The sequence below is a fragment of the Exiguobacterium undae DSM 14481 genome, assembly GCF_000620805.1.
GTDB lineage: Bacteria > Bacillota > Bacilli > Exiguobacteriales > Exiguobacteriaceae > Exiguobacterium_A > Exiguobacterium_A undae.
Map to the genome: position 1 here is coordinate 2,294,158 of NZ_KK211187.1, position 21,938 is coordinate 2,316,095.

General features: G+C 47.8%; 23 protein-coding genes. 2 read left to right on the forward strand and 21 right to left on the reverse strand.

Annotated features, from left to right (window positions below):
* Nucleotides 1-145: 145 nt before the first annotated feature.
* On the forward strand, nucleotides 146-1,093 hold the full coding sequence (locus P397_RS0112705) for a 4-hydroxy-3-methylbut-2-enyl diphosphate reductase (protein ID WP_026833622.1): 948 nt from the start codon (nucleotides 146-148) through the stop codon (nucleotides 1,091-1,093).
* Nucleotides 1,094-1,144: 51 nt separating this feature from the next.
* On the opposite strand, the gene P397_RS0112710 is transcribed toward P397_RS0112705, so the two are convergent.
* The 21 genes from P397_RS0112710 to rpsU all read right to left on the reverse strand — a co-directional run bounded on the left by P397_RS0112710 (nucleotide 1,145) and on the right by rpsU (nucleotide 20,367).
* The gene (locus tag P397_RS0112710) at nucleotides 1,145-2,260 is read right to left on the reverse strand and encodes a Nif3-like dinuclear metal center hexameric protein (RefSeq protein ID WP_028106792.1); all 1,116 of its coding nucleotides are present in this window, start codon (nucleotides 2,258-2,260) and stop codon (nucleotides 1,145-1,147) included.
* A complete protein-coding gene (locus tag P397_RS0112715; protein ID WP_028106793.1) occupies nucleotides 2,260-2,976 on the reverse strand; it encodes a tRNA (adenine(22)-N(1))-methyltransferase in 717 nt (238 codons plus the stop codon). The genes P397_RS0112710 and P397_RS0112715 overlap by 1 nt, the downstream gene beginning before the upstream one ends.
* A gap of 129 nt (nucleotides 2,977-3,105) precedes the next feature.
* The gene (cccA, locus tag P397_RS0112720) at nucleotides 3,106-3,447 is read right to left on the reverse strand and encodes a cytochrome c550 (RefSeq protein ID WP_026833625.1); all 342 of its coding nucleotides are present in this window, start codon (nucleotides 3,445-3,447) and stop codon (nucleotides 3,106-3,108) included.
* A gap of 153 nt (nucleotides 3,448-3,600) precedes the next feature.
* Nucleotides 3,601-4,686 (reverse strand): RNA polymerase sigma factor RpoD, encoded by a 1,086-nt coding sequence (gene rpoD / locus P397_RS0112725; RefSeq protein ID WP_012369736.1) that lies wholly within the window; start codon nucleotides 4,684-4,686, stop codon nucleotides 3,601-3,603.
* A 34-nt stretch (nucleotides 4,687-4,720) separates the two neighbouring features.
* Nucleotides 4,721-6,514, reverse strand: coding sequence for a DNA primase (gene dnaG / locus P397_RS0112730; RefSeq protein ID WP_028106794.1), 1,794 nt, complete (start codon nucleotides 6,512-6,514; stop codon nucleotides 4,721-4,723).
* Between the two features lie 137 nt (nucleotides 6,515-6,651).
* Nucleotides 6,652-7,461, reverse strand: coding sequence for a pyruvate, water dikinase regulatory protein (locus tag P397_RS0112735; RefSeq protein WP_026833627.1), 810 nt, complete (start codon nucleotides 7,459-7,461; stop codon nucleotides 6,652-6,654).
* A 14-nt stretch (nucleotides 7,462-7,475) separates the two neighbouring features.
* The gene (locus tag P397_RS0112740; RefSeq protein WP_026833628.1) at nucleotides 7,476-8,105 is read right to left on the reverse strand and encodes a helix-turn-helix transcriptional regulator; all 630 of its coding nucleotides are present in this window, start codon (nucleotides 8,103-8,105) and stop codon (nucleotides 7,476-7,478) included.
* Between the two features lie 19 nt (nucleotides 8,106-8,124).
* Nucleotides 8,125-10,185, reverse strand: a complete 2,061-nt coding sequence (glyS, locus tag P397_RS0112745) for a glycine--tRNA ligase subunit beta (protein WP_035414215.1) — start codon at nucleotides 10,183-10,185, stop codon at nucleotides 8,125-8,127.
* Entirely contained in the window at nucleotides 10,178-11,068 is an 891-nt protein-coding gene (glyQ, locus tag P397_RS0112750; protein WP_012369731.1) for a glycine--tRNA ligase subunit alpha, read from the reverse strand. Before glyQ ends, glyS begins: the two co-directional genes overlap by 8 nt.
* 286 nt (nucleotides 11,069-11,354) lie before the next feature.
* Nucleotides 11,355-12,104, reverse strand: coding sequence for a DNA repair protein RecO (gene recO, locus P397_RS0112755; RefSeq protein WP_028106796.1), 750 nt, complete (start codon nucleotides 12,102-12,104; stop codon nucleotides 11,355-11,357).
* A gap of 3 nt (nucleotides 12,105-12,107) precedes the next feature.
* Nucleotides 12,108-13,016 carry a GTPase Era gene (era, locus tag P397_RS0112760; RefSeq protein WP_026833632.1) on the reverse strand — a complete coding sequence of 303 codons (909 nt, stop codon included), beginning with the start codon at nucleotides 13,014-13,016 and terminating at the stop codon, nucleotides 12,108-12,110.
* Nucleotides 13,009-13,407: a cytidine deaminase gene (locus P397_RS0112765; protein ID WP_026833633.1), complete on the reverse strand. Its 399-nt coding sequence runs from the start codon at nucleotides 13,405-13,407 to the stop codon at nucleotides 13,009-13,011. Before P397_RS0112765 ends, era begins: the two co-directional genes overlap by 8 nt.
* Nucleotides 13,408-13,456: 49 nt before the next feature.
* Nucleotides 13,457-13,807, reverse strand: coding sequence for a diacylglycerol kinase (locus P397_RS0112770; protein WP_028106797.1), 351 nt, complete (start codon nucleotides 13,805-13,807; stop codon nucleotides 13,457-13,459).
* Entirely contained in the window at nucleotides 13,804-14,280 is a 477-nt protein-coding gene (gene ybeY, locus P397_RS0112775) for an rRNA maturation RNase YbeY (RefSeq protein ID WP_026833635.1), read from the reverse strand. Before ybeY ends, P397_RS0112770 begins: the two co-directional genes overlap by 4 nt.
* Nucleotides 14,277-16,334, reverse strand: coding sequence for an HD family phosphohydrolase (locus P397_RS0112780; protein WP_028106798.1), 2,058 nt, complete (start codon nucleotides 16,332-16,334; stop codon nucleotides 14,277-14,279). The genes ybeY and P397_RS0112780 overlap by 4 nt, the downstream gene beginning before the upstream one ends.
* A 41-nt stretch (nucleotides 16,335-16,375) precedes the next feature.
* A complete protein-coding gene (locus P397_RS0112785) occupies nucleotides 16,376-17,338 on the reverse strand; it encodes a PhoH family protein (protein WP_051524030.1) in 963 nt (320 codons plus the stop codon).
* Nucleotides 17,339-17,565: 227 nt separating this feature from the next.
* Nucleotides 17,566-18,033 (reverse strand): hypothetical protein, encoded by a 468-nt coding sequence (locus P397_RS0112790; protein WP_026833638.1) that lies wholly within the window; start codon nucleotides 18,031-18,033, stop codon nucleotides 17,566-17,568.
* A gap of 13 nt (nucleotides 18,034-18,046) precedes the next feature.
* A complete protein-coding gene (gene floA, locus P397_RS0112795) occupies nucleotides 18,047-19,030 on the reverse strand; it encodes a flotillin-like protein FloA (RefSeq protein ID WP_026833639.1) in 984 nt (327 codons plus the stop codon).
* A complete protein-coding gene (locus P397_RS0112800; RefSeq protein ID WP_035387659.1) occupies nucleotides 19,027-19,536 on the reverse strand; it encodes an NfeD family protein in 510 nt (169 codons plus the stop codon). Before P397_RS0112800 ends, floA begins: the two co-directional genes overlap by 4 nt.
* A 189-nt stretch (nucleotides 19,537-19,725) precedes the next feature.
* Nucleotides 19,726-20,172, reverse strand: a complete 447-nt coding sequence (locus P397_RS0112805) for a GatB/YqeY domain-containing protein (RefSeq protein ID WP_026833641.1) — start codon at nucleotides 20,170-20,172, stop codon at nucleotides 19,726-19,728.
* Between the two features lie 21 nt (nucleotides 20,173-20,193).
* Nucleotides 20,194-20,367 carry a 30S ribosomal protein S21 gene (gene rpsU, locus P397_RS0112810; protein WP_012369719.1) on the reverse strand — a complete coding sequence of 58 codons (174 nt, stop codon included), beginning with the start codon at nucleotides 20,365-20,367 and terminating at the stop codon, nucleotides 20,194-20,196.
* Nucleotides 20,368-20,677: 310 nt separating this feature from the next.
* Here rpsU and P397_RS0112815 point away from each other — a divergent pair, with 310 nt between their 5' ends.
* Nucleotides 20,678-21,931: a dicarboxylate/amino acid:cation symporter gene (locus tag P397_RS0112815; RefSeq protein ID WP_028106799.1), complete on the forward strand. Its 1,254-nt coding sequence runs from the start codon at nucleotides 20,678-20,680 to the stop codon at nucleotides 21,929-21,931.
* The last annotated feature ends 7 nt before the right edge of the window (nucleotides 21,932-21,938 follow it).

Here is a 21,938-nt window from a genome sequence, read left to right on the forward strand (position 1 = left end):
CTTTCCGCCCCCTTCCCCGTTCATTTTCAACCCAATTAGTATATCATGTTCTTACGTGCGAACAGACTCCTCTGTTTTCATTCACCTTCAATCAATGGTACACTCTAAATAATCATTCTTTCTATACTAAAGGAGAATCTAGACTATGCTTGTAAAAAAAATCAGTCCTCGCGGATATTGTTACGGTGTCGTGGATGCCATGAAACTCGCTCAACAAGCGGCAATGAATGACAGTTTACCGCGACCTATTCATATTTTGGGTATGATCGTCCACAATGCTCACGTCACACGTGAATTCGAACGGATGGGCGTATTGACCGTTGACGGTCCGGACCGTCTTGAAGCATTGGAAACGATTAAAGAAGGTACAGTCATCTTCACCGCTCACGGTATCTCTCCTGCAGTTTATGCACGAGCTGCCGAAAAAAACTTGACGGTCGTCGATGCGACTTGTCCTGATGTTACACGGACACACGACTTGATTCGGACTGTTGTCGCTGACGATTACGAAGTCATCTATGTCGGCAAACATGGTCACCCTGAACCGGAGGGAGCCGTCGGGGTTGCGCCTGAACACGTCCACCTCATCGAAAAAGTAGAAGATATCGATGCGTTGCCTGATCATCTGGCAACCAAAAAAATTATCGTCACCAATCAGACGACGATGAGTCAATGGGATGTCCAAGCATTGATGGGACACGTTCGTGAAAAATATCCGCACGTCGAAGTGCATAATGAAATTTGTAATGCGACACAAGTCCGTCAGGAAGCTGTCGCTGAACAGGCCGGTGATTGTGATTTGGTCATCGTTGTCGGTGATCCGCGCTCGAATAACTCAAACCGTTTGGCACAAGTGTCGTTCGATATCGCCGAGACGCCGGCTCACCGCATCGGTGACTTGACTGAACTTGATTTATCTTGGCTCGAAGGGGTTCAGCATGTGGGTGTAACGTCTGGTGCTTCAACACCGACGCCAATCACTAAAAAAGTCATCGATTTCTTGCAGCAGTACGATCCAGCTGATATCAGCACACATGATAAGACACCATTCCTTGAATTGCGTCGGATTTTACCGAAAGTAAAAATTCTCTAAATCAGAATGAAACGATTCCCAACCGTCCAGTCCGGTGGGAATCGTTTTTTTTTATAAGAATTGAAACGGATTCGTGTTGGTCGTCGACACGATCAGTTCTACGCCGCGGATGTTCTGTTTCGTAAACCGTTCTGTCAGGAGATTCACGACCCCTTGCTTCATGACCGATTCGACGTGATGCCCCGGATCAATCACAGCAAGCCCCAGTGCCATGGCATCGTGGGCGACATGGAAATATAAATCTCCCGTCACCAAGACATCGGCCCCCGCAAATGCAGCCGTTGATACATATTTATTCCCATCCCCGCCTAATACGGCAATCTTACGGACCAGTCGGTTTTCATCCCCAACAAAACGTAAGTTCTCAACAGCGAAGGCTGTCCGGACGTGTTCGGCAAATGCTCTCAACGGCATCGCTTCTTCGAGAGATCCGATTCGTCCCAGACCGAGTGGTGGTGCCGTCATTTCTTGACGAATCAAATCATACGCCACCTCTTCATACGGATGCACCTTTTTCATTGCCCGAATGACTTGCTTATGATTGAGTTCCGTGACGACGGTTTCAATCCGGACTTCATTGACCCGCTCGATTTGACCCGTTTGTCCGACGTATGGCTTGGCTCCTGTCGTTGCTTTGAACTGTCCTGTCCCCGTACTGTGGAACTGACAGTCGCTGTATGCGCCGATATGCCCTGCTCCTGCTCGTCCAAGCGCATCAGACACCCGTTCAACGGCTTCTTCCGGAACGAAGACAGCGAGTTTGTAAACCGTATTCTCGAAAGAAGGAACCAATACACGGGTATCGGTCAGACCGAGGGCGTCCGCCATCAAATCGTTTACGCCCCCCTCTGCCACGTCGAGATTCGTATGGGCCGCGTAAACGGCAATCTCATGTTTGATACATTTCATGACGATCCGTCCTGCCGCGGATTGATCATTGACTTGGGCTAACTTACTAAAAATCGGCGGATGATGCGCGATAATCAAATCAATCTTTTTTTCGATTGCTTCGTCGACGACGGATTCCAAAACGTCCAGTGTGACCAGAACCCGTTTGACGTCCTTGTTGAGTGTCCCAATCTGTAAACCAATCGGATCCCCCTCAAAGGCAAACTTTTTAGGGGCAAACGACTCGAACTGTTCGATGATTTGCTGTCCGTTTGCCATCAGTGTGTCACCTCTTCCATTTTCTGAATCAACTGCTCGATTTTCACGATTTTTTCCTGTAGTTGATCCGATTCCGTCCCTTGACGCATCTGTTCTAAAATATACTTGCGCTTTTGTTGTTCCGTTTGCCACTTTTCAACAAAGGCAGGCGCTTTTTCACGCATTAATTGTGGACCAAAGTACAGTTCCCATTCCCGCTGCTCTGAATCATCCGCATATACGGATTCCTCGCCTTTTTGGGCGACCAGGATTTCATAAATTTTTTCGTTTTCTTTGACGATGGCTTCCGACAAGAGGGCGTATCCATTTGCGAGCAACCATTTCCGGACATCCACTGCATCGACGTTTGGTTGGAGAATCAATCGTTCTTCTCCCGATAAATTGGCTTTTCCTTCTTCGAGAATCGTCGAAATCAATGTGCCGCCCATTCCGGCAATCGTAATCGCCGTTGCTTCCCCCGGCGTCAAGACGGTCAGACCACTTCCGAGACGGACATCAATCTTGTCCTCGAGTTGAACTAACGCGACCTGTGCTTGGGCTGCTTCCATCGGTCCGACGTTCACTTCACCGGCAATCGCCTTCTCGACGAGGTTTTGTTGCAGACAATAACACGGGACAAATGCGTGATCGGATCCAATATCCGCCAGCACCGCTCCTTGTGGAATATAAGACACGACTTTTTTTAAGCGTTGATCCAGTATGACATTCGTTTGCATCTGATTCATCCTTCCTCTGTTCACTCTCTTTTTAAAATAGCGGACTTGACGAAAAAAAGAAACCGTCGTCTCCATTAAAACCGTCACAAAAAAACACCCATCTCGGAGAAGAGACGGATGTTGATTGACTTATTTCTTTTCAGCAAGCCATTTCGCTAAAACAGTGGCTTCTTCGTCATTCGCAAGACCGCCAGGCATTTGCCCTTTACCGTTGATTGCGATTTCTTTAATTTCTTCTTCTTTCAGCTTCGCGCCGACTTTTGTTAAGTTCGGACCTGCTCCACCTTCAAGATTTCCACCGTGACATCCTGTACATCCTTTTGATGCAAATAGATCTTCCGGCTTCATTTCAGCTGTTGATGGACCTTTTTCAGCTTCTTTTACCTGATCGACCCCAAAGTATGACAATGAAATCATGGCGATGATGGCGATGATCGCAATCGCTGCGAACGGTACTAACGGATTACGCATTTGGATTCCCCCCCATATTCTATACCCAACCAAGTTGGTGACTGAATGGTATTCCCCGTTACTATTCTACTGTAAAAAAAACAGAGAAGGAAGAAAAAAACAAAACTTTTTCTCCCTTCTCACTAAAATTTCATATTTTCTTCACACTTTGAATTAATCGAGGAAATCTTTCAGACGTTTCGAACGACTTGGGTGACGCAATTTCCGCAATGCTTTCGCTTCAATCTGACGAATCCGCTCACGGGTGACACCAAATACTTTCCCGACTTCTTCAAGTGTCCGCGTCCGACCGTCATCCAAGCCGAAACGGAGACGTAAGACGTTTTCTTCCCGATCGGTTAACGTATCGAGTACGTCTTCCAACTGTTCTTTCAACAACTCGTAGGCTGCGGCATCTTGAGGAGCTGTCGCATCCTGGTCTTCAATGAAGTCACCGAGGTGTGAATCATCTTCTTCTCCGATCGGTGTTTCAAGCGAGACCGGTTCTTGCGCAATCTTAAGGATTTCACGCACTTTTTCCGGCGTGATTTCCATCTCTTTTGAAATCTCTTCCGGTGTCGGTTCACGTCCTAAATCCTGCAACAATTGACGCTGGACCCGAATCAATTTATTGATTGTTTCAACCATATGAACCGGAATCCGGATCGTCCGCGCTTGGTCGGCAATGGCACGTGTAATGGCCTGACGAATCCACCACGTGGCGTAGGTCGAGAATTTGTATCCTTTTGTATAATCAAACTTTTCAACTGCTTTGATCAGTCCCATGTTTCCTTCTTGAATCAAATCAAGGAACAACATACCACGACCGACATACCGTTTAGCAATCGAAACGACAAGACGCAAGTTCGCCTCAGCCAGACGTTTTTTGGCTTCTTCATCGTTTTGTTCGATCCGTTTTGCGAGTTCGACCTCATCTTCTGCATTCAACAAGTCGACGCGACCAATCTCTTTCAAGTACATCCGGACCGGATCGTTGATTTTGACACCCGGCGGTACGGATAAATCATTGAGATCGGCTTCTTCTTTGTCGTCACCGGTCCCATCGTTATTGACCTTGATGCCTTCTGTTTCAAGCAACTGAAGAAATTCTTCAAACTGTTGCGCATCCATCGATTCGAACGAACTGAGTTTGTCCTCGATTTTTTGATGCGATAGTTCACCATTCTTGTGTCCGAGCGCGATTAGTTCATCCTTCGCGAGACGGAGTATTTCAGCTTCTGATCTTGCTTTTTCTGCCATCGAACCATACACTCCTTCCACATCATGCAGCAGGTCACCGATCTTTCAAACGCCGTTTCCGTTCGATGATCGCCTGCATTAGTTCCGCTTGAGCGCGGATATCTGTTTGTTGACTCAACTGCGACTTTTCTTCGTCTAGCGTCCGTCGTTGCCGTTCGTTTTGAACAGAACGAATATAGTGACTCAATAAATCCGGATCATATTCCGGCATTAGCATGAACTCTAGATCCGCTACGATTCGCTGAAGTGAAGCATCCTGAAGCATCGTTAGAAATCGGTCCGGATCCGCTGGGGTATCTGTTCCGTAAAATTCATATAGTTTACCTGCAATCAATTGATGCGCCGGATCATTGAACTCAACACCCAATTGATCCCGTACTTCAAGTCCCACTTCCTCCGACCGAATCATATAGGCCAGTAAAAAACGTTCTGCTTTTTTCCAGTTCGAAAATGTTCGATCTTGTGCAGAAGAAGTGACTGTTTGTGTTTCTTGCCGTCGTTCTGGTTTCGGTTGAGCATGTTGCGTCGGCAACGGTTTAACTTGTGACAATAACGATTCTTTCGACAAATGAAACTCTTCCGCCAGTTTCCCTAGATAGATATCACGTAACAACGGATTGGTCGTACGACCAATCTCCTCAAGCATAGTTTCAATATAACGAACCCGTTCTCCTTCTAATCGGAGATTTTTTCCTTGCCGAAAATAAAAAGATTTAAATTCAAGGCCTGAAATTCGTTCTTGTTCCACCAGACGAAGAAAGGTTTCTTCTGACTGGGTCCCGATGAAAGAATCGGGATCTTCGCCATCCGGCAATCGAATTACGGAACAATCGACCGCAACGTCTTCTAATAAGCGTAGTGCTTTTAATGTCGCTGCGCGTCCCGCTTTGTCTCCGTCATAACATACAATGACTTCATCGACGATCCGTGCCAGATTTTGCGCATGAACAGGAGTTAAGGCCGTTCCTAAAGAAGCTACCGTATAGGGTATACCCGCTTGAGCGACACGTACAACATCTAAATTTCCTTCCACCAACACGACCTGTTTACTTTTACGCATGGCACCTCGTGCCTGCGCAAAACCAAACAACAGCTCACTTTTATTAAAAAGCGGTGTTTCAGCCGTGTTGACGTACTTCGGGTCTCTCCCGTCAATGGAACGTCCACTGAATCCAATAATCGTGCCATCACGATCTGAAATCGGAAAAACCACTCTGCCGTTAAAACGATCGCGATAATCGCCATCCCGTCCGACAGAAATCAGCCCAGCTTCCACCATCTCGTCAAGATCAAAATTTCTTCGCGCTAAAGAATCCACCGTAAACCGTTCTTGATCAGGTGCATATCCCAACTTGAATTCTCGCATGGCCGACTCTTGAATTCCCCGCTGTTCGAGGTATTCCCGTCCGCTATCACCTGCTGCCGTCTGTAACATGACTTCATGATATAAATCTGCCACGATCCGGTGCGCTTCACGCATCCGATATTTTTTTTCTTGATCCGGCGTGGACTCGGTTTGATCCGATCGTTCAAACTCCGGCAGCTTGATATCCGTCCGATCCGCCAGTTTGACGACCGCTTCCGGAAAACTCATCCCTTCCGTTTCCATAACGAAGGTAATGGCGTTCCCCCCCGCTCCACAACCAAAACAATAATACATGCCTTTGTCCGGAGAAACAGAAAAAGAAGGGGATTTTTCAGAATGGAAAGGACATAACCCTGAATAACGATTCCCTTGTTTTTTTAATTCTACACGTTCTGATATCAATTCAACGATATCCGTTGCTTGTCGAACTTGATCCACCAATTCGTCAGGAAGCCGTTTCAATCGGTCACCTCTCCTTTCGAACGTTTATATACATATACCCGCAATGAAACGGAACGAATACTCGTTCCGTTTCATTAGAAAAGTTGCATCATCTCATTAATCAGCTAGATTAGTATACTACGCGAAACAGGACTTTACTAGTCATGTGATTTGCCGGAAATTCCGGTCAAGATCAAATTGGCTGTTTCCTCAACGGCTTTGTTCGTCACATCGATGATTTGACACCCAATCCGTTCGTACAGTTTTTTCGCATAATCAAGTTCACGGTTGATACGATCGATTTGCGCATATGCGGCTTCCGGCTTCAGTCCCAGCGAACGGAGACGCTCCATCCGAATATCGATCAACTTTTCCGGGGAAATCAATAAACCAAAACACTTTTCTTTTGGAATATCAAACAGTTCTTCCGGCGGAACCGACTCAGGAACAAGCGGGACGTTGGCTACTTTGTAACGTTTTAACGCCAAGTATTGGGAAAGAGGTGTTTTCGACGTCCGTGAGACACCGATCAATACGATGTCAGCCCGCTTGATGCCGCGTGGATCACGCCCGTCATCGTATTTTACGGCAAATTCGACGGCTTCGATTTTCCGGAAGTATTCTTCATCCAATCGATAGATCAAACCGGGTTCTTCTTTTGGTTGCAGGCCAAGACGTCCTTCCATCGTGTCCAGCAGCGGACCTAACAGATCAATCGCCTTGACATCATGAGCCTGTGCCGTCTCAGCGAGAAGGCGGCGATGTGTGGCATGAACGATCGTATAGACGATGGTCGCCTGCTCTTCCTTTGCATGCAATACCAGATCATAGATGACTTGATCGTCATCGACAAACGGAATCCGGACGGTTTCGATTGCCTGCTCTGGAAACTGAATCGCCGCTGCCCGAACGACTAATTCACAGGTCTCCCCGACTGAGTCACTGACTACATAAATACGTTGTCTCATCTGCGAACCCCCTCTTAAAGTTCTTCATCTCGTGCTAGTGCGACCAATACTTTTGTCATGTTCGTCTTCGTCATCCGACCGACGACCTTCAAGACACCATCCACTTGTTCGACGACCGGCATCGAATCAATCTGCTTCTCGATCAGTTTCATCCCGGCCCCGATCAACGTTTCCGTTTTCTCACAGACCGTCAGATTCGGCATCCGGGTCATGATGATATTGACCGGCAACGAATCGAGTTCTTGGTTGCCGATTGCGGCGCGCAAAAAGTCCTTTCGTGACAGGACACCTACGAGCGCATGATCTTTTCCGACAACAAACAATGAACCGACATCTTCCAGGAACAGATGGACGATTGCATCGTACACCGTCATGCCTTCGTGAATGACTTTTGCGGAAGACATGAACTCGCCGACGGTCAACGTATCCAGTTTTTCATGCAGCATCGAGGCATTTTTTTTACCGACGTACATATAACCGACACGTGGACGTGCCTCAAGCATTCCTGTCATCGTCAAAATCGATAAGTCCGGACGTAATGTCGCCCGCGTCAAGGAGAGTTCAGATGCAATCTGCTCTCCTGTGATCGGACCATTTTCTTTAACGATTTGGAGTATTTTTTTCTGCCGTTCATTTAACTTCATCGGCTCATCCGTCCTTTATTCACACTAAAGTGAGGGCATTGAATCGTGCGACTTTTTCAATCGCCGTCGCAAACCGTTTCATCTCGCTGAGACGATTCGTCCGAACTGCTTCCTCTTCCGCCATGATCATCGTTCCATCGAAATAAGCAGTGATTGCAGGAACGCTAGCTTCAAGTACTTGAATCGCCTGCTCATAATCTGCTTTTTCGACAGCCGCTTCGACTTGTGGAATCAACTGTTCGATTTGCTCGTGCAAGGCACGTTCCGCTTCATTTTCAAAGAGCGCTGGATTCACGACGACCACAGACTCGGCTTTCTTCGAGATGTTGAGCACACGACTGAGCTGTTCGACCGTCTTTTTAAACGTCGGACGCTGCGTTGCTTGCTCAAGCATTGCCGCTCGTTTTTCGTTTGCTCCCACCGTCAACTTCGGTTCAAGTGCTGCTTCGATGACGTCATGACGATATCCTTTTTCTGATAACCGGAATTTCAGACGTTGATTAAAGAATTCTTCCATCGCTGTCTTTACTTGTTCTGCGTCCGCCTGGTAAAGCCCTGCTTTTAGTTGTGCTGCGACAACGAATTCGATCAGTTCTGACAGGGTCATGTCAATCTGACGGTCTGAAAGAATCTGAACGATCCCTTGTGCTTGACGCCGTAAAGCATATGGGTCAGCCGAACCGCTAGGAATCATCCCGACACCGAAGAATCCAGCGACACTGTCGAGTTTGTCCAATACGGCCAGCACGGTACCTGTTGGCGTGCTTGGACTCTCATCCCCGGCAAAACGCGGCAGATAATGTTCACGGATCGATGCTGCAACTTCTGCATCTTCCCCCTTCATGTTGGCGTACCGCTCTCCCATCATCCCTTGCAATTCCGTAAACTCGTAGACCATCTGACTGACAAGGTCAAATTTATAGATTGTTCCGGCACGTTCCACTTTCGCCGGTTCTGCTCCAAAACGGTCGGCGAGTTGCAACGCCATCTCACGCACACGACGCACTTTTTCACCTGTCGTGCCAAGCTTTTCATGGAAGACGATTTTATCCAAACGGGCTGCTTGCGCATCGATATCAGCCTTTTTATCTTCTTCATAGAAGAACTGGGCATCCGCCAAGCGGGCCCGGATGACTTTTTCGTTTCCGCGGGCCACGTTCTCGATGTGATGTGCGTTTCCATTGCGGACCGTTACGAAATAGTGCAGCAACGTACCGTTTTTCTTGACCGGGAAATACCGTTGGTGTTCCTTCATCGTTGTGATTAGGACTTCTTCCGGAAGTTCCAGATAGGACTCGTCAAAGGCACCGAACAAAGCAGTCGGGTATTCGACGAGATTCGTGACTTCTTCGAGCAGTGACGCATCGATCGGTACTTCGAACCCTTCTTGTTCACTCAACGCGTGGATTTGTTCTTCAATCAACGTCCGGCGTTTGTCATAACTGACGATGACATGTTCTGCCGCGAGTGCCTCGACATAGGCGTTCGGGCGAAGAATCGTAATGTCTTGTCCGAGGAAGCGGTGTCCGCGTGATGTCCGTCCGGTTGCGACATCTGCGACCTCAAACGGAATGACTTGATCATCCAGTAAAGCAATCATCCAGCGAATCGGACGCATGTACCGTAACGATTGTGTACTCCACCGCATGTTTTTCGGGAACGACATCGCTTCAACGATTTGTTTCAGCCCCGGCATGAGTGTCGCCGTTTCTTGTCCCGACTCTTTACGTACCGCGAAGATATATTCCTCGCCTTTTTCTTCTTGTAAGAATAAATCGTCCGTCGTCAACCCTTTTCCGCGGGCAAATCCTTGGGCTGCTTTCGTCCAGTTTCCGTCTGCATCCTGAGCAATCCGTTTAGCCGGTCCCTTCAGGGTTTCTTCTAAATCCGCTTGACGTTCAGAGATGCCCGTCACGAGAACCGCCAGACGGCGTGGTGTTGAAAACGATTCGATGTTCTCGAATGTAATCCGCGCCTCCGTCAAAAACGTCGTGACGCGTTCTTTTAACTGCGTTTCCGATTGCAGAACGAAACGAGCTGGCAGTTCTTCCAGACCGATTTCAAGTAATAGTTCATGCATGCGATTCACCTGCTTTCGATTTAATCAATGGGAAGCCTAACCGTTCCCGTTCTTCAATGAAACTTTGTGCGCAACGGCGAGACATATTCCGAACACGGTGGATGAATCCAGTCCGTTCCGTCACCGAGATCGCCCCTTTTGCGTCCAACAGGTTAAAGGTATGCGAACATTTCAAGATATAGTCATACGCCGGGAACACGAGATTCTCATCGAGTGCCCGGTTCGCTTCTTTCTCATACTGGTCAAACAATGTGAATAACAGGTCGACATCTGATGTTTCAAACGTGTATTTCGAATGTTCGAATTCCGGTTGATAGAAGATATCACCGTACTTGAATCCATCCGTCCAGACTAAGTCAAAGACACTCTCGACATCCTGAATGTAGGAAGCAAGACGTTCGATGCCGTATGTGATTTCTACGGCAATCGGGTTGCACTCGATTCCGCCGACTTGTTGGAAATATGTGAACTGCGTGATTTCCATTCCGTTTAACCAGACTTCCCAACCGAGACCTGCCGCACCGAACGTCGGATTCTCCCAGTTGTCTTCAACAAAACGAATGTCGTGTTCCAGCGGATTGATTCCGAGCAGTTCAAGGCTTTGTAAATAAAGCTCCTGAATGTTATCCGGTGACGGTTTCATGATGACTTGAAACTGATGGTGTTGATACAAACGGTTTGGGTTTTCTCCGTAACGACCGTCAGCCGGGCGACGGGATGGTTCTGTATAACAGACGTTCCATGGTTCTGGTCCTAAGCTCCGTAAAAACGTCATCGGGTTCATCGTCCCGGCACCTTTTTCGACATCATATGCCTGCATCGTCAAGCAGCCTTGTTCAGCCCAAAACTTTTGCAGTGTTAAGATCATTTCTTGTACTGTCATCTTCAAGACTTCCACCTCCAAATTTATGAGGGAACGCAAAAACGTCCCTATGTACAACAAGGTTGTACATAGGGACGAGACAAGCCCGCGGTTCCACCCTACTTGCATGACTCAGCATGCCACTCTTTAATCGGGAACACTCAAAAATGCCGTTCACACCTGCTTCATTTCCGGCTCGCACTATCCCGAAATCGCTTGACTGAACATCAGGTGTTACTCCTTTTTCTCATCGTGTTCGTTTAGTTAGTTCTTCCGCACTTATTCTACCGAACGTTCGACTAGTCTGTCAATCGTCTCCAAGATTGAGTAATTGATCAAGAACCCGTTTCGAACGAAGGCGGAGTCCGCTGTACCGTTCCATATAAGCATCCATGATTTGCCGCAACAATCGTTTTGTCTCCGGCTTCACTTCAACCTTTCCGATCCGGGAAAAATCATAAACAGAAAAAACGTATAACATCTTAGCCACCGCTTCTGTTACATACACCGCATGCTCATCTTCGTGCCGGTGACGTTTACACAACAACCCACCGTGGCTCAATGAGAAAGCGAACGGTGCCTCGGCACTGCCGCAAACCGTACAGCCGTTTAAGTGTGGGGCAATCCCTAGATGCCGTAATAACCGTAACTCGATGATAAAAGAAACGACGTCTGGATCAAGTCCTTCGTCCATCGCCTCCAGACCATCAACGAACAAGTCATACAGTGCCGGTTGCGGCACCCGCTCATCAAGCGCCTTATCGGCAAGTTCCAACACATACATGGCATACGCCATCAAGAAAACATCTTGGCGAATGTTCGAATAACCGGTGATGACGTCTGCTGATTTCAGTTGACCGAGACCACGTGAGCGCGGATAGACGTAGACCGCTCGAATAAACGGCTGACTCGCTGCATTAAACCGGCTTCCCGGTTTTTTCGCACCACGGGCCATGACGGCGAGCTTGCCATATTCACGTGTCAACAGCGTAATGATCTTATTTGATTCACCATACACGACCGTTCGTAGTACAAGCCCTTCCGCCTTATCAATCATCGTTTAATACTCGTCGTCGCGGAACCCGAGTTCGCGCAATTGACCGGCTTTGTTGCGCCAGTCTTTCTGCACCTTCACCCAAAGGTTCAAGTAGACTTTTGTACCAAGCAACATCTCGATGTCCGTCCGGGCTTCTGAACCGATTTCTTTCAGCAACGCTCCGCGTTTTCCGATGATGATTCCTTTTTGTGAATCACGTTCAATCATGATCGTTGCATGGATATCGACCATATTGCCGTCTTCCCGTGTCTTGATTTGATCAATCGCCACAGCAATCGAGTGCGGGACTTCATCACGCGTCTTTTGCAGGACTTTTTCCCGAATCATTTCCGAGATGATGAACCGTTCCGGGTGATCGGTAATTTGATCGGCCGGATAGTACATCGGTCCTTCCGGAAGAATCTTGGCGATTTCTTGCAGAAGGGGTTCCACGTTATTCCCTTGCAATGCCGAGATCGGAACGACCGCAGCAAAGTTCAGTTCATTTTGATACGATTCGATGATGGGCGGAATGTCATTCGGGTGAATCAAATCCACCTTGTTCATGACGAGGATGATCGGCGTATCGAGTTCTTTCAGCTTCTCGATGATGAACTCGTCACCTTTTCCTTTTGGTTCCGTCACATTGATCATAAAGAGGATCGCATCAACTTCCCGTAAGGCATTGGTTGCGACCTTCATCATGAAATCGCCCAGTTTATGTTTGGGTTTGTGAATCCCTGGCGTATCAATGAAAATCGTTTGCAGGTCTTCCGTCGTATAAACCCCTTGAATCTTATTCCGCGTCGTTTGCGGCTTATCCGACATGATGGCAATTTTCTGCCCGATGACGCGGTTGAGGAATGTCGATTTCCCGACGTTCGGACGACCGATGATCGAGACGAATCCCGATTTAAATCCTTCTTTAAACATGAAGATCTCCCTTCGTGAATGCACCTGGTAAGAGGGCACCAACCGTTGTTTCCGTGACGTCTCCCGTAAGGTTCGTCAAGTAAACCGGCATGTCGGCTTCACACATTTCAAATAAAACTTGGCGGCACTGGCCACATGGTGCGACCGGACCTTCCGTATCAGCTACGACCGCAATCGCTGCGTACTCACGTGCATCTTGCGCCCAAGCAGAGAAGATTGCTGTCCGCTCGGCACAGTTACAAAGACCATACGCTGCATTTTCGATGTTACATCCGTGGAAGACTTGTCCGTCTTTCGTCAGTAAGGCAGCTCCGACTTGGAACTTGGAATAAGGTACATACGCTTTTTCGCGTGCAAGTTTAGCTTGTTCGAGTAATTGTTCTGTTTTCATGTCATTTTTCCCCTTTTAGCAACTTTGTTGGCCAAAAAAGGCCGGATTCTTATTGTACCAAATATGGGACGAAGATGCATAGTGCAATCGCAATTGATGTAAGCGCCAACACCAGAACTGCTCCACTGGCAATGTCTTTTGCCGCTTTTGCGAGCGGGTGCCACTCTTCTGTCACAAGATCCACCGTCCGCTCAAACGCCGTATTCAACATCTCCGCACTCAGCACGACACCGACCGTCAAACATAGGATCGCCCGCTCGACTGCCGTCAGCGGCATATAAAACGCCACCAACAACACGATCATTCCAACGACAGCATGCACCTTCATATGCCGTTCTTCTTTTAAGGCTTGACGGATCCCGTTCATCGCATGGACAAACGGTAACCACCACGTCTTCACAATTTTCCTCGATACAGCTCGAAGTGGTGTAAGATTTCCTCCTGCCGCTTCGTCATGATTTCTTCGTCCGCTTTTTCGATATGGTCATATCCGAGAAGGTGGAGAAAACCATGCACTGCTAAAAATCCAAGTTCCCGTTCAAAATGATTGCCGTATTCAGCTGCTTGTTCCCGGCACCGTTCGACCGAAATGATTAAATCACCGAGGACGACGGGCTCATCTTCGAGCAACTGAAAGTCGATTTCATCTTCTCCCAGTTCATCCATCGCAAACGAGATCACATCCGTCGCCTGGTCTTTCCCACGCCATTCCCGGTTAATCTGCTGGATTTCATCGTTGGTCACGAAAGTAACGGACAGTTCACTGTTACTTTCAATGTCCTCTTCCTTCGCCGTATATACTAAAATCGATTCGACCAGTTTCAATTGGTCCTCGTTTAACAACGTACCTTCATCTGTCATATAGATATTCATGTCGATTCCTCTTTCTTTAATTCAGGATATTCAATGCGTTCGTGGAATAACCCCGATAACGTATGGCAAGCACTGTCACCAACACGATAAATATCACGTGTCGTCATGTCACATTCGGAAAATTGATCATCGAGCAGTTTTTCTCGAATGATTTTTTTAACCAATTCCCGAATGCCTTCTTCCGTCGGTGATTTCATCGAACGGACTGCCGCTTCAATCGAATCGACGATCATGATGACGGCCGCCTCGCGTGATTGTGGTTTTGGACCACTGTAACGGAAATCCGCTTCGTTTACTTCACCTTGTTCAGTCGCCTTGACATAAAAGTACCGTAATAACGATGTCCCGTGGTGTTCCCGGCAAATATCGACGATCACACCCGGTATTTTGGCTTCTTCCAACAAGTCGACCCCGTCATCGGTATGGGCCAGAATGACCCGTGCCGACTCTTCCGGTTTGAGACGATCATGCGGGTTCAGCCCATGTTGATTTTCAATGAAATAGAGCGGGCGCCGGGTTTTGCCCAAATCATGATAATACGCACCGACACGGGCTAACAATCCATCCGCACCGATCGCTTCACATGCCGTCTCGGCAAGGTTTGCGACCATCATACTGTGGTGATAGGTGCCAGGTGCCTCGACCAACAATTTTTTTAGAAGCGGATGCGTCGGATTCAATAATTCCAGTAAACGCGTCGGAGCCAAGATACCAAATGTCATTTCGAGGAACGGCAACAGCCCAATCGCAAAAATCGCACTCAAGACGCCGCTCGCAATCGCAAATCCAATTAGGTACGAGGTTTCCTTCAGTTCAAGTTGTCCGGTCCGCATCAAAACGAATGCCAGAAACACAGCGATATTAGCCGCTGCAATTGTCAGACTGCTGATGAAGATACGGCGCCGGGATAAGCTCGACCGTAAAAAGTACGTCGCGACGAGTCCCCCCACCAACAAATAAATCGCGATATTAAAGCTGAAATTCTGATTCGTGCTGTAGAAAAAGGTCCCCGCTAATGCCATGAACAGCGTGCTCGATAACGCAATCCGCTCATTCAGCAAGTTGCGTAACACGAGTGCCGAAAACGCCGTCGGGGTGAGTAAGTACAAGGCAGGATTGATATCCTCCGCTAAGAACGCCATCCCGTACGTAACGATAAGTTGAAGTATGACGACGAGGTAGACAAGGCTAAACAACTTCACCTTCCCCATTTTTGCGTATCGGAGATTTGAACGATCGATGAAGCCGTACAACAACATCGTCATCAAACCGCTTAAGATCAACGTTCCGAGCAACGGTTTAAAGGACTGCCGGTCTGAGATCAGCCCGACAAGTTGCAGTTGCCGGTAGGCATCCTGAGAAATGACTTCCCCCCGTTTGACGATGACCTCCCCTTCCGAAATCAGGACCGGTTCGACTTTATCATTCGTCTGCTTACGCAGCTGTTCCGTTTTCTCCGGATCATACACATAGTTCGTCACGATCAATTGGTCCGTCAATGTTTTTCCGACAGCTTTCAACGAAAAGGACAACGGTGACCGCTCAATGTCGAGCCGTGCATTTTCACGCGCTTCCGCCACTTCACCGCCGTCGGAAGAAATACGTTGGCGCATCGCTTCTTCGATCGCCGTGATGACGACGTCACGCGCTGTATTCCTTACTGATGTCGACGAGGTCGCAAGAAGACGCAGTTCATCATCTTTCAACAAATCAGCGGCTTCAGTCCCCCGGAGACGCTGTTTGATTTTACCGACGTCTTCGGCTTCCGTGATCCCTTTCAGGCTCGCAAAAAGCTGTTCGACTTTATCGATTTGTTGTGTTGCGTATTCCTGCTTGATCGTATATTGGCTGTCGATGGCTGCCACTGTATTTTCCCTCAGCAGCCTTGTCGCTTCGCGATCTTCGATAGTCAACGGAGATCGTATGTCTTCTTCCGCAATGGAAAAAGGTTCCGCCGACAATGCTTCCGGTCGGACACTTACGTACATCATCGTCGAGATGATGACGTAAAAGCCGAGCGTCAGCAGACTGATCCATATGCCTGCTTTACGCATCCGTCCGTCTCCTTTCCACTCTGTGATTCATCTGTCACGGTTCAGTCGAGTTCTTGACTGTACGCATCAATGATTTTTCGGACAAGTGGATGTCGGACGACATCAGCCGAGCTGAAGTGTTCAAAATGAATTCCCCGGACGTTCCCGAGCAGATTCAAGGCTTCCTGCAACCCGGATGCTTTTCCCCGCGGTAAATCGACCTGGGTCAGGTCACCGGTGACAATCATTTTGGAATGGAATCCAAGACGTGTCAAAAACATTTTCATTTGTTCCCGTGTCGTATTTTGCGCTTCGTCCAAAATGACGAAAGCGTGCTCGAGTGTCCGACCCCGCATGTAAGCAAGCGGCGCGATTTCAATCACACCACGTTCCAACAAACGCGCAGTATGTTCCACGCCCAGCACATCGTGCAACGCATCATAAAGAGGACGCAGGTACGGATCGACCTTCTCTTTTAAGTCTCCCGGCAAGAATCCGAGATTTTCGCCGGCTTCGACAGCCGGTCGCGTGAGGACCAGTCGTTTGACATGCCCTTCTTTTAAGGCACGTGCTGCCATGACGACCGCAAGATACGTTTTCCCTGTTCCGGCCGGTCCGATTCCAAACGTCAAATCACATTTTTCAATTCCCCGGACATAACGTGCTTGTCCCAATGTTTTCGCCCGGAGCGGTTTCCCTTTATGATTCGTGTGAATGACCGTATCATACAACTCCAGCAATTCATCAACACGATCTTGTCGCGCCAACTGAATCGCACTGGTCGCGTCCCGTTCCGTCAAGACTGCACCACGATCCACAAGCTGTTTTAAGACGCCGACCACTTGTTTTGCCAAAACAACAGCACGTTCTTCTTCTGCCTGTGCCAGCAACTCATCTCCCCGATGTGTCAGTTGCACGTCCAGTTCCGCTTCCATCGTTTTTAGTACGGCATCGTTCGGTCCTACGAATGCTTGAATCTGTTCTGAATTCGAAAATGCAAATGGGATTCTTTCATTAAATATCACGTTATGATTGGCCTCCTAATGATGGATAACAGTACGTCATCTCTACAAATCTGTTCTAGTCCACTTTAGCATTTCCGAATAATACTTGGAAGGAAAAACCCATCCTCAAGACTCGGTTTCCTTGTTTTAACTCTTTTCATTTTCGACCCATCCTAAGCCAGCGATTTTTCCGTCGTGTCTTCACAAAAAAAGATCAGCTCTCCACTGACACGAGAGCTGATCTTTTTTTAACGATGCGGGGACTTAGACGTCCGTTTTGAGACAGGTGGTCCAAGGACTTCGCTCCAGATGATCGCCTGGCGGATTTCCTCTTGCGTGGTCTGCATCCCTTTTTTCTCGTCCCGTCTTTTTCCAATCTCATCACTTGAAATACTTCCCGTGATCTTACCCAGATTTGATCGTGCTTGTTTCTGAGCTTTCACACGATCGCGTTCGTCCAAGCGTTGTTGCAATTCGGTCCGTTGGTGCTTGACCGGTTGTGTCTGTTTTTGTTGCTTCCGCTTGATCGGAGGCGGAACCTCTCGATTTTCCGGAAGCTTTGTTTCCACTTGATCGACCATTTTCTTGACATAGTCGCCAAATTCTTTAGAAGGAACACGTGTTGAAGTACTGGTCTTCTTTTGATCGGCTGCTTTTGAGATAACCGAGATGACACCAAAGGCAATCATCAAACCGACCCAAATTAAGCTTTCCATTCTAGATCACCCTTTATTGTGAGTCGTTCGGCGAAGACTGCCCACCAATGGCTTGACGCATTTTTGTATCCGCCGTCACGTTCAAGTAGTTGGCATAATCCATTACGCTGAAGTTTCCGTCACGCAATGCTTCTGCGATTGCAAGTGGAACTTCGGCTTCTGCCGCAACAACTTTGGCACGCATTTCTTCGACACGTGATTTCATTTCTTGTTCGCTCGCAATCGCCATTGCCCGACGTTCTTCGGCTTTGGCTTGGGCGATGTTTTTGTCGGCTTCCGCTTGGTCCGTTTGAAGAACCGCACCAATGTTTTTACCGATATCGATATCCGCGATATCGATCGAGAGAATTTCAAAGGCTGTTCCTGAATCGAGACCTTTCGCAAGGACGGTCCGCGAAATCATTTCCGGGTTTTCAAGTACTTCTTTTTGATCTTGACATGAACCGATTGTCGAGATGACACCTTCACCGACACGCGCGATGACGGTTTCTTCACCGGCACCACCGACGAGACGGTCGATGTTGGCACGTACGGTAATCCGTGCTTTCGCTTTTACTTCAATCCCGTTCATCGCGACACCTGCAATGAATGGTGTTTCGATGACTTTCGGGTTAACGGACATCTGAACGGCTTCGAGCACGTTTCGACCTGCTAAATCAATGGCTGCCGCCCGTTCGAAACTGAGCTCGATGTTGGCACGATGCGCAGCAATCAATGCGTTGACGACACGGTCAACGTTACCACCGGCAAGAAAATGACTTTCCAGTTGGTTCGTATTGAGGTTGATCCCGGCTTTGACGGCCTTGATCAATGGATTGACGATTTTTGATGGTGTGACGCGACGGAGTCGCATCCCGACGAGCGTGAAGATCGAGACCCGGACGCCGGCTGCGAGCGAGCTGATCCAGAGTGGAATTGGAACAAGTGTAAAGAAGATCGCGAGGAAAATAAGTATTCCTCCTGATATGAGTAGAACGGTCAATAATTCAGGTGTCATGTGAGTGACTCCTCCTTCGTTTTTTGGACTCGGACGATGACTCGCCCGTGTGTGACGTCTTGAACGACGACTTGTTCTCCAGAGCTGATGAAGCTACCTTCCGTGACCGCATCGACTCGATTCCCGTCGATTTCAATCGTTCCCGCAGGACGGAGTGGTGTCAAACTGAGCCCCACTTTCCCACGTAGTTGTTCCTTGTCTTGATGAGACAAGTATCCTTTTTCAGACGATGTGGAGTCTGTTAAGATCAACCCTCTCCACAGTAATGACTGATTCGATTTGATCCGACGATACGCCCAGAACCCGGCAGCCAGCGACAAAAAGACTGCCAACCCTACTGCAAGACCCACTTGACCAACCGTTGCTCCTGCCATGATTAAGCTGGCAAGGACAGCACCGATTCCAAGTACGCCGAATATACCGAATCCAGTCACGAATATCTCGACCAGTAACATGATGACACCGATCATAAAGACCGCTAAAATCATCCCTAAGCTAAAAGACATTACTCCGTTCACCCCTTTTTCATCAGAATCAGACGACAAACAAATTTCCTCTTTCTGAACATGGCTCATTGTTACTATTATTATATACGCTTTCATCTCAGAAAAGGTTTCATAACTTTTTCCAAGTTCCGAATTTTCCGAATTTATTGAACAAAAAAAGGCATCCCGAAGGACACCTTTCAAAACGGGTTAATTCAGTTGTTGTTTCACAAGCCGATTAATCAAGGCACCGTCCGCCTTACCCTTGAGTTGCGGCATGACGATCCCCATTACTTTCCCCATATCAGAAGGAGCCGAGGCACCCGTCTTCGCAATTGCTGCATCAACGATTTCCTGGACTTCTTCTTCCGAAAGTTGTTTTGGCATATAAGCTTCGAGCACGATTATCTCTGCTTGAATCTTCTCGACGAGGTCGTGACGATCAGCGCGTTCGAATTCTCGGAGGGAGTCGTTGCGCTGTTTCATCTCACGTGAGAGTATAGTTAGCTCTTCCTCATCAGTTAATTCTTGCTTACCGAGTTTAATCGCTTCATTTTGCAGGGACGACTTCACCATCCGAATCGTCGTGAGACGATCTTTCTCACGCGAACGCATGGCTTCCTTCATATCCGCTGTCAAACGCTCTTGAAGACTCATGAGGATACACCCTCTCTTACGTTAGAACTTCTTACGCTTACGCGCAGCCTCCGATTTAAGCTTACGTTTTACACTTGGCTTTTCGTAGTGTTTACGTTTACGAACTTCAGCAAGCGTACCATCTTTTGAAACACCACGTTTGAAGCGGCGAAGTGCGTCTTCAAGTGATTCATTTTTACGTACACGAGTTTCCACTAGTTTTCCCTCCCTCCGATATTACCGACTAAAGGAAACGTGTCAGACACGTCATACAACATTATAGTAGGAATATACAATTTGGTCAATAGTTGATTGACCGGTTTTGGATCATTCCCGAGATGTTCCTTTTTGTTCTTTTCTATCCTCTCATGTCACCTCATTATTTACAACAGATTCATGGTTTTTTGCTTAAAAAAATCGAAATAATTTGTAAGCGTTTTCTTAAAATTTTTAAAATGTTTTGTCAAAACGGTGAATGATGTGTCAAAATAGACACAGTTATCTGAAAAAGGAGTTGTTCTCATTTATGAAAGAAGCCAAACGAATTATTTGGGGATTGATCCTCGGGGTCATTCTCGGAATCATTCTCGCAACGTTACCAGACAAATCAATCTACGAAGGATTGAATAAGTATGCACTTCAACCGATCGGTACGATTTTCTTGAACTTGATTAAAATGCTCGTCGTCCCGATCGTCTTCTTCTCGATTACGCTTGGTGTCATGGGACTCGGGAATCCAAAGGAACTTGGCCGGGTCGGCGGAAAAGCCATCGGTTACTTCATGACGACGACGGCTGTTGCCATCGTCATCGCACTTGGTTTGTCGTTACTGATCAAACCCGGTACATTCGGCAACTTTGCAACCGACAACTTGGAATATGACCAAGGAAACTTACCGGATACCAGCTTGATCAATACGATTGTCGGAATGTTCCCGACGAATCCAATCACGTCGATGGCCGAAGGCAACATGTTGCAAATCATCGTCTTCAGCGTCTTTATCGGTTTCGGAATCACATTCCTCGGCAGTAAAGTATCGACTTTACGGTCATTCGTCGAACAAGGAAATGACTTGATGACGTATTTGATTGGTCTCGTCATGAAGATGGCACCACTCGGCGCATTCGCTTTGATTGCTTCTGCCGTCGGTTCACAAGGATTTGATTCCTTAAAAGCAATGGCTCTCTACATGGGTGTCGTCATCCTGGCATTGATTGTCCATTCCCTGTTGACGTACGGTTCTACCGTCTCATTGCTCGGAAAGATGAATCCGATTTTCTTCTTCAAGAAGTTTGCTCCCGTCATGTTGTTTGCCTTCTCGACTTCGTCGTCGAACGCGACGTTACCGGTCGCTATGCAAACCGCACAACGTGAGTTAAAAGTTCCACGCTCCGTGTCAAGTTTCGTCCAACCACTTGGTGCGACGATCAATATGGATGGGACAGCGATCATGCAAGGGGTCGCGACCGTCTTTATCGCTCAGGTATATGGAATTGATTTATCGCCTGCTCAACTCGCAACCGTTGTCTTGACTGCCGTTCTCGCGTCTGTCGGAACAGCCGGCGTACCGGGTGTTGGTCTCGTCATGCTGACGATGGTTCTCCAGTCGGTCAACCTGCCTGTTGAAGGGATTGCTTTGATCATCGGTGTCGACCGTCTGCTCGATATGATGCGGACAGCCGTCAACATCACGGGTGACGCTGCTTGTGCCGTCGTCGTCGCGAAATCAGAAGAAGGTAACCTCAACGAAGAAGAGGAAGAAGACGAGCGTTACGCTTAATTTTTCC

Bases quoted from the DNA above. Each gene is read 5' to 3' on its own strand.
- P397_RS0112765 (WP_026833633.1), bottom strand. From the start codon at position 13,407: ATGAAAACAGAACAATTACTCGAACAAGCTAAACTTGCACGCGAAAAA.
- floA (WP_026833639.1), bottom strand. From the start codon at position 19,030: ATGACACCTGAATTATTGACCGTTCTACTCATATCAGGAGGAATACTT.
- recO (WP_028106796.1), bottom strand. From the start codon at position 12,104: ATGATTGATAAGGCGGAAGGGCTTGTACTACGAACGGTCGTGTATGGT.
- ybeY (WP_026833635.1), bottom strand. From the start codon at position 14,280: ATGAATATCTATATGACAGATGAAGGTACGTTGTTAAACGAGGACCAA.
- P397_RS0112800 (WP_035387659.1), bottom strand. From the start codon at position 19,536: ATGTCTTTTAGCTTAGGGATGATTTTAGCGGTCTTTATGATCGGTGTC.
- glyS (WP_035414215.1), bottom strand. From the start codon at position 10,185: ATGCATGAACTATTACTTGAAATCGGTCTGGAAGAACTGCCAGCTCGT.
- P397_RS0112790 (WP_026833638.1), bottom strand. From the start codon at position 18,033: ATGGAAAGCTTAATTTGGGTCGGTTTGATGATTGCCTTTGGTGTCATC.
- P397_RS0112740 (WP_026833628.1), bottom strand. From the start codon at position 8,105: ATGAAGTTAAATGAACGGCAGAAAAAAATACTCCAAATCGTTAAAGAA.
- P397_RS0112780 (WP_028106798.1), bottom strand. From the start codon at position 16,334: ATGCGTAAAGCAGGCATATGGATCAGTCTGCTGACGCTCGGCTTTTAC.
- P397_RS0112735 (WP_026833627.1), bottom strand. From the start codon at position 7,461: ATGAGACAACGTATTTATGTAGTCAGTGACTCAGTCGGGGAGACCTGT.
- P397_RS0112705 (WP_026833622.1), top strand. From the start codon at position 146: ATGCTTGTAAAAAAAATCAGTCCTCGCGGATATTGTTACGGTGTCGTG.
- P397_RS0112815 (WP_028106799.1), top strand. From the start codon at position 20,678: ATGAAAGAAGCCAAACGAATTATTTGGGGATTGATCCTCGGGGTCATT.
- P397_RS0112710 (WP_028106792.1), bottom strand. From the start codon at position 2,260: ATGGCAAACGGACAGCAAATCATCGAACAGTTCGAGTCGTTTGCCCCT.
- cccA (WP_026833625.1), bottom strand. From the start codon at position 3,447: ATGCGTAATCCGTTAGTACCGTTCGCAGCGATTGCGATCATCGCCATC.
- rpoD (WP_012369736.1), bottom strand. From the start codon at position 4,686: ATGGCAGAAAAAGCAAGATCAGAAGCTGAAATACTCCGTCTCGCGAAG.
- glyQ (WP_012369731.1), bottom strand. From the start codon at position 11,068: ATGACAGTACAAGAAATGATCTTAACACTGCAAAAGTTTTGGGCTGAA.
- P397_RS0112805 (WP_026833641.1), bottom strand. From the start codon at position 20,172: ATGAGTCTTCAAGAGCGTTTGACAGCGGATATGAAGGAAGCCATGCGT.
- era (WP_026833632.1), bottom strand. From the start codon at position 13,016: ATGTTTAAAGAAGGATTTAAATCGGGATTCGTCTCGATCATCGGTCGT.
- P397_RS0112715 (WP_028106793.1), bottom strand. From the start codon at position 2,976: ATGCAAACGAATGTCATACTGGATCAACGCTTAAAAAAAGTCGTGTCT.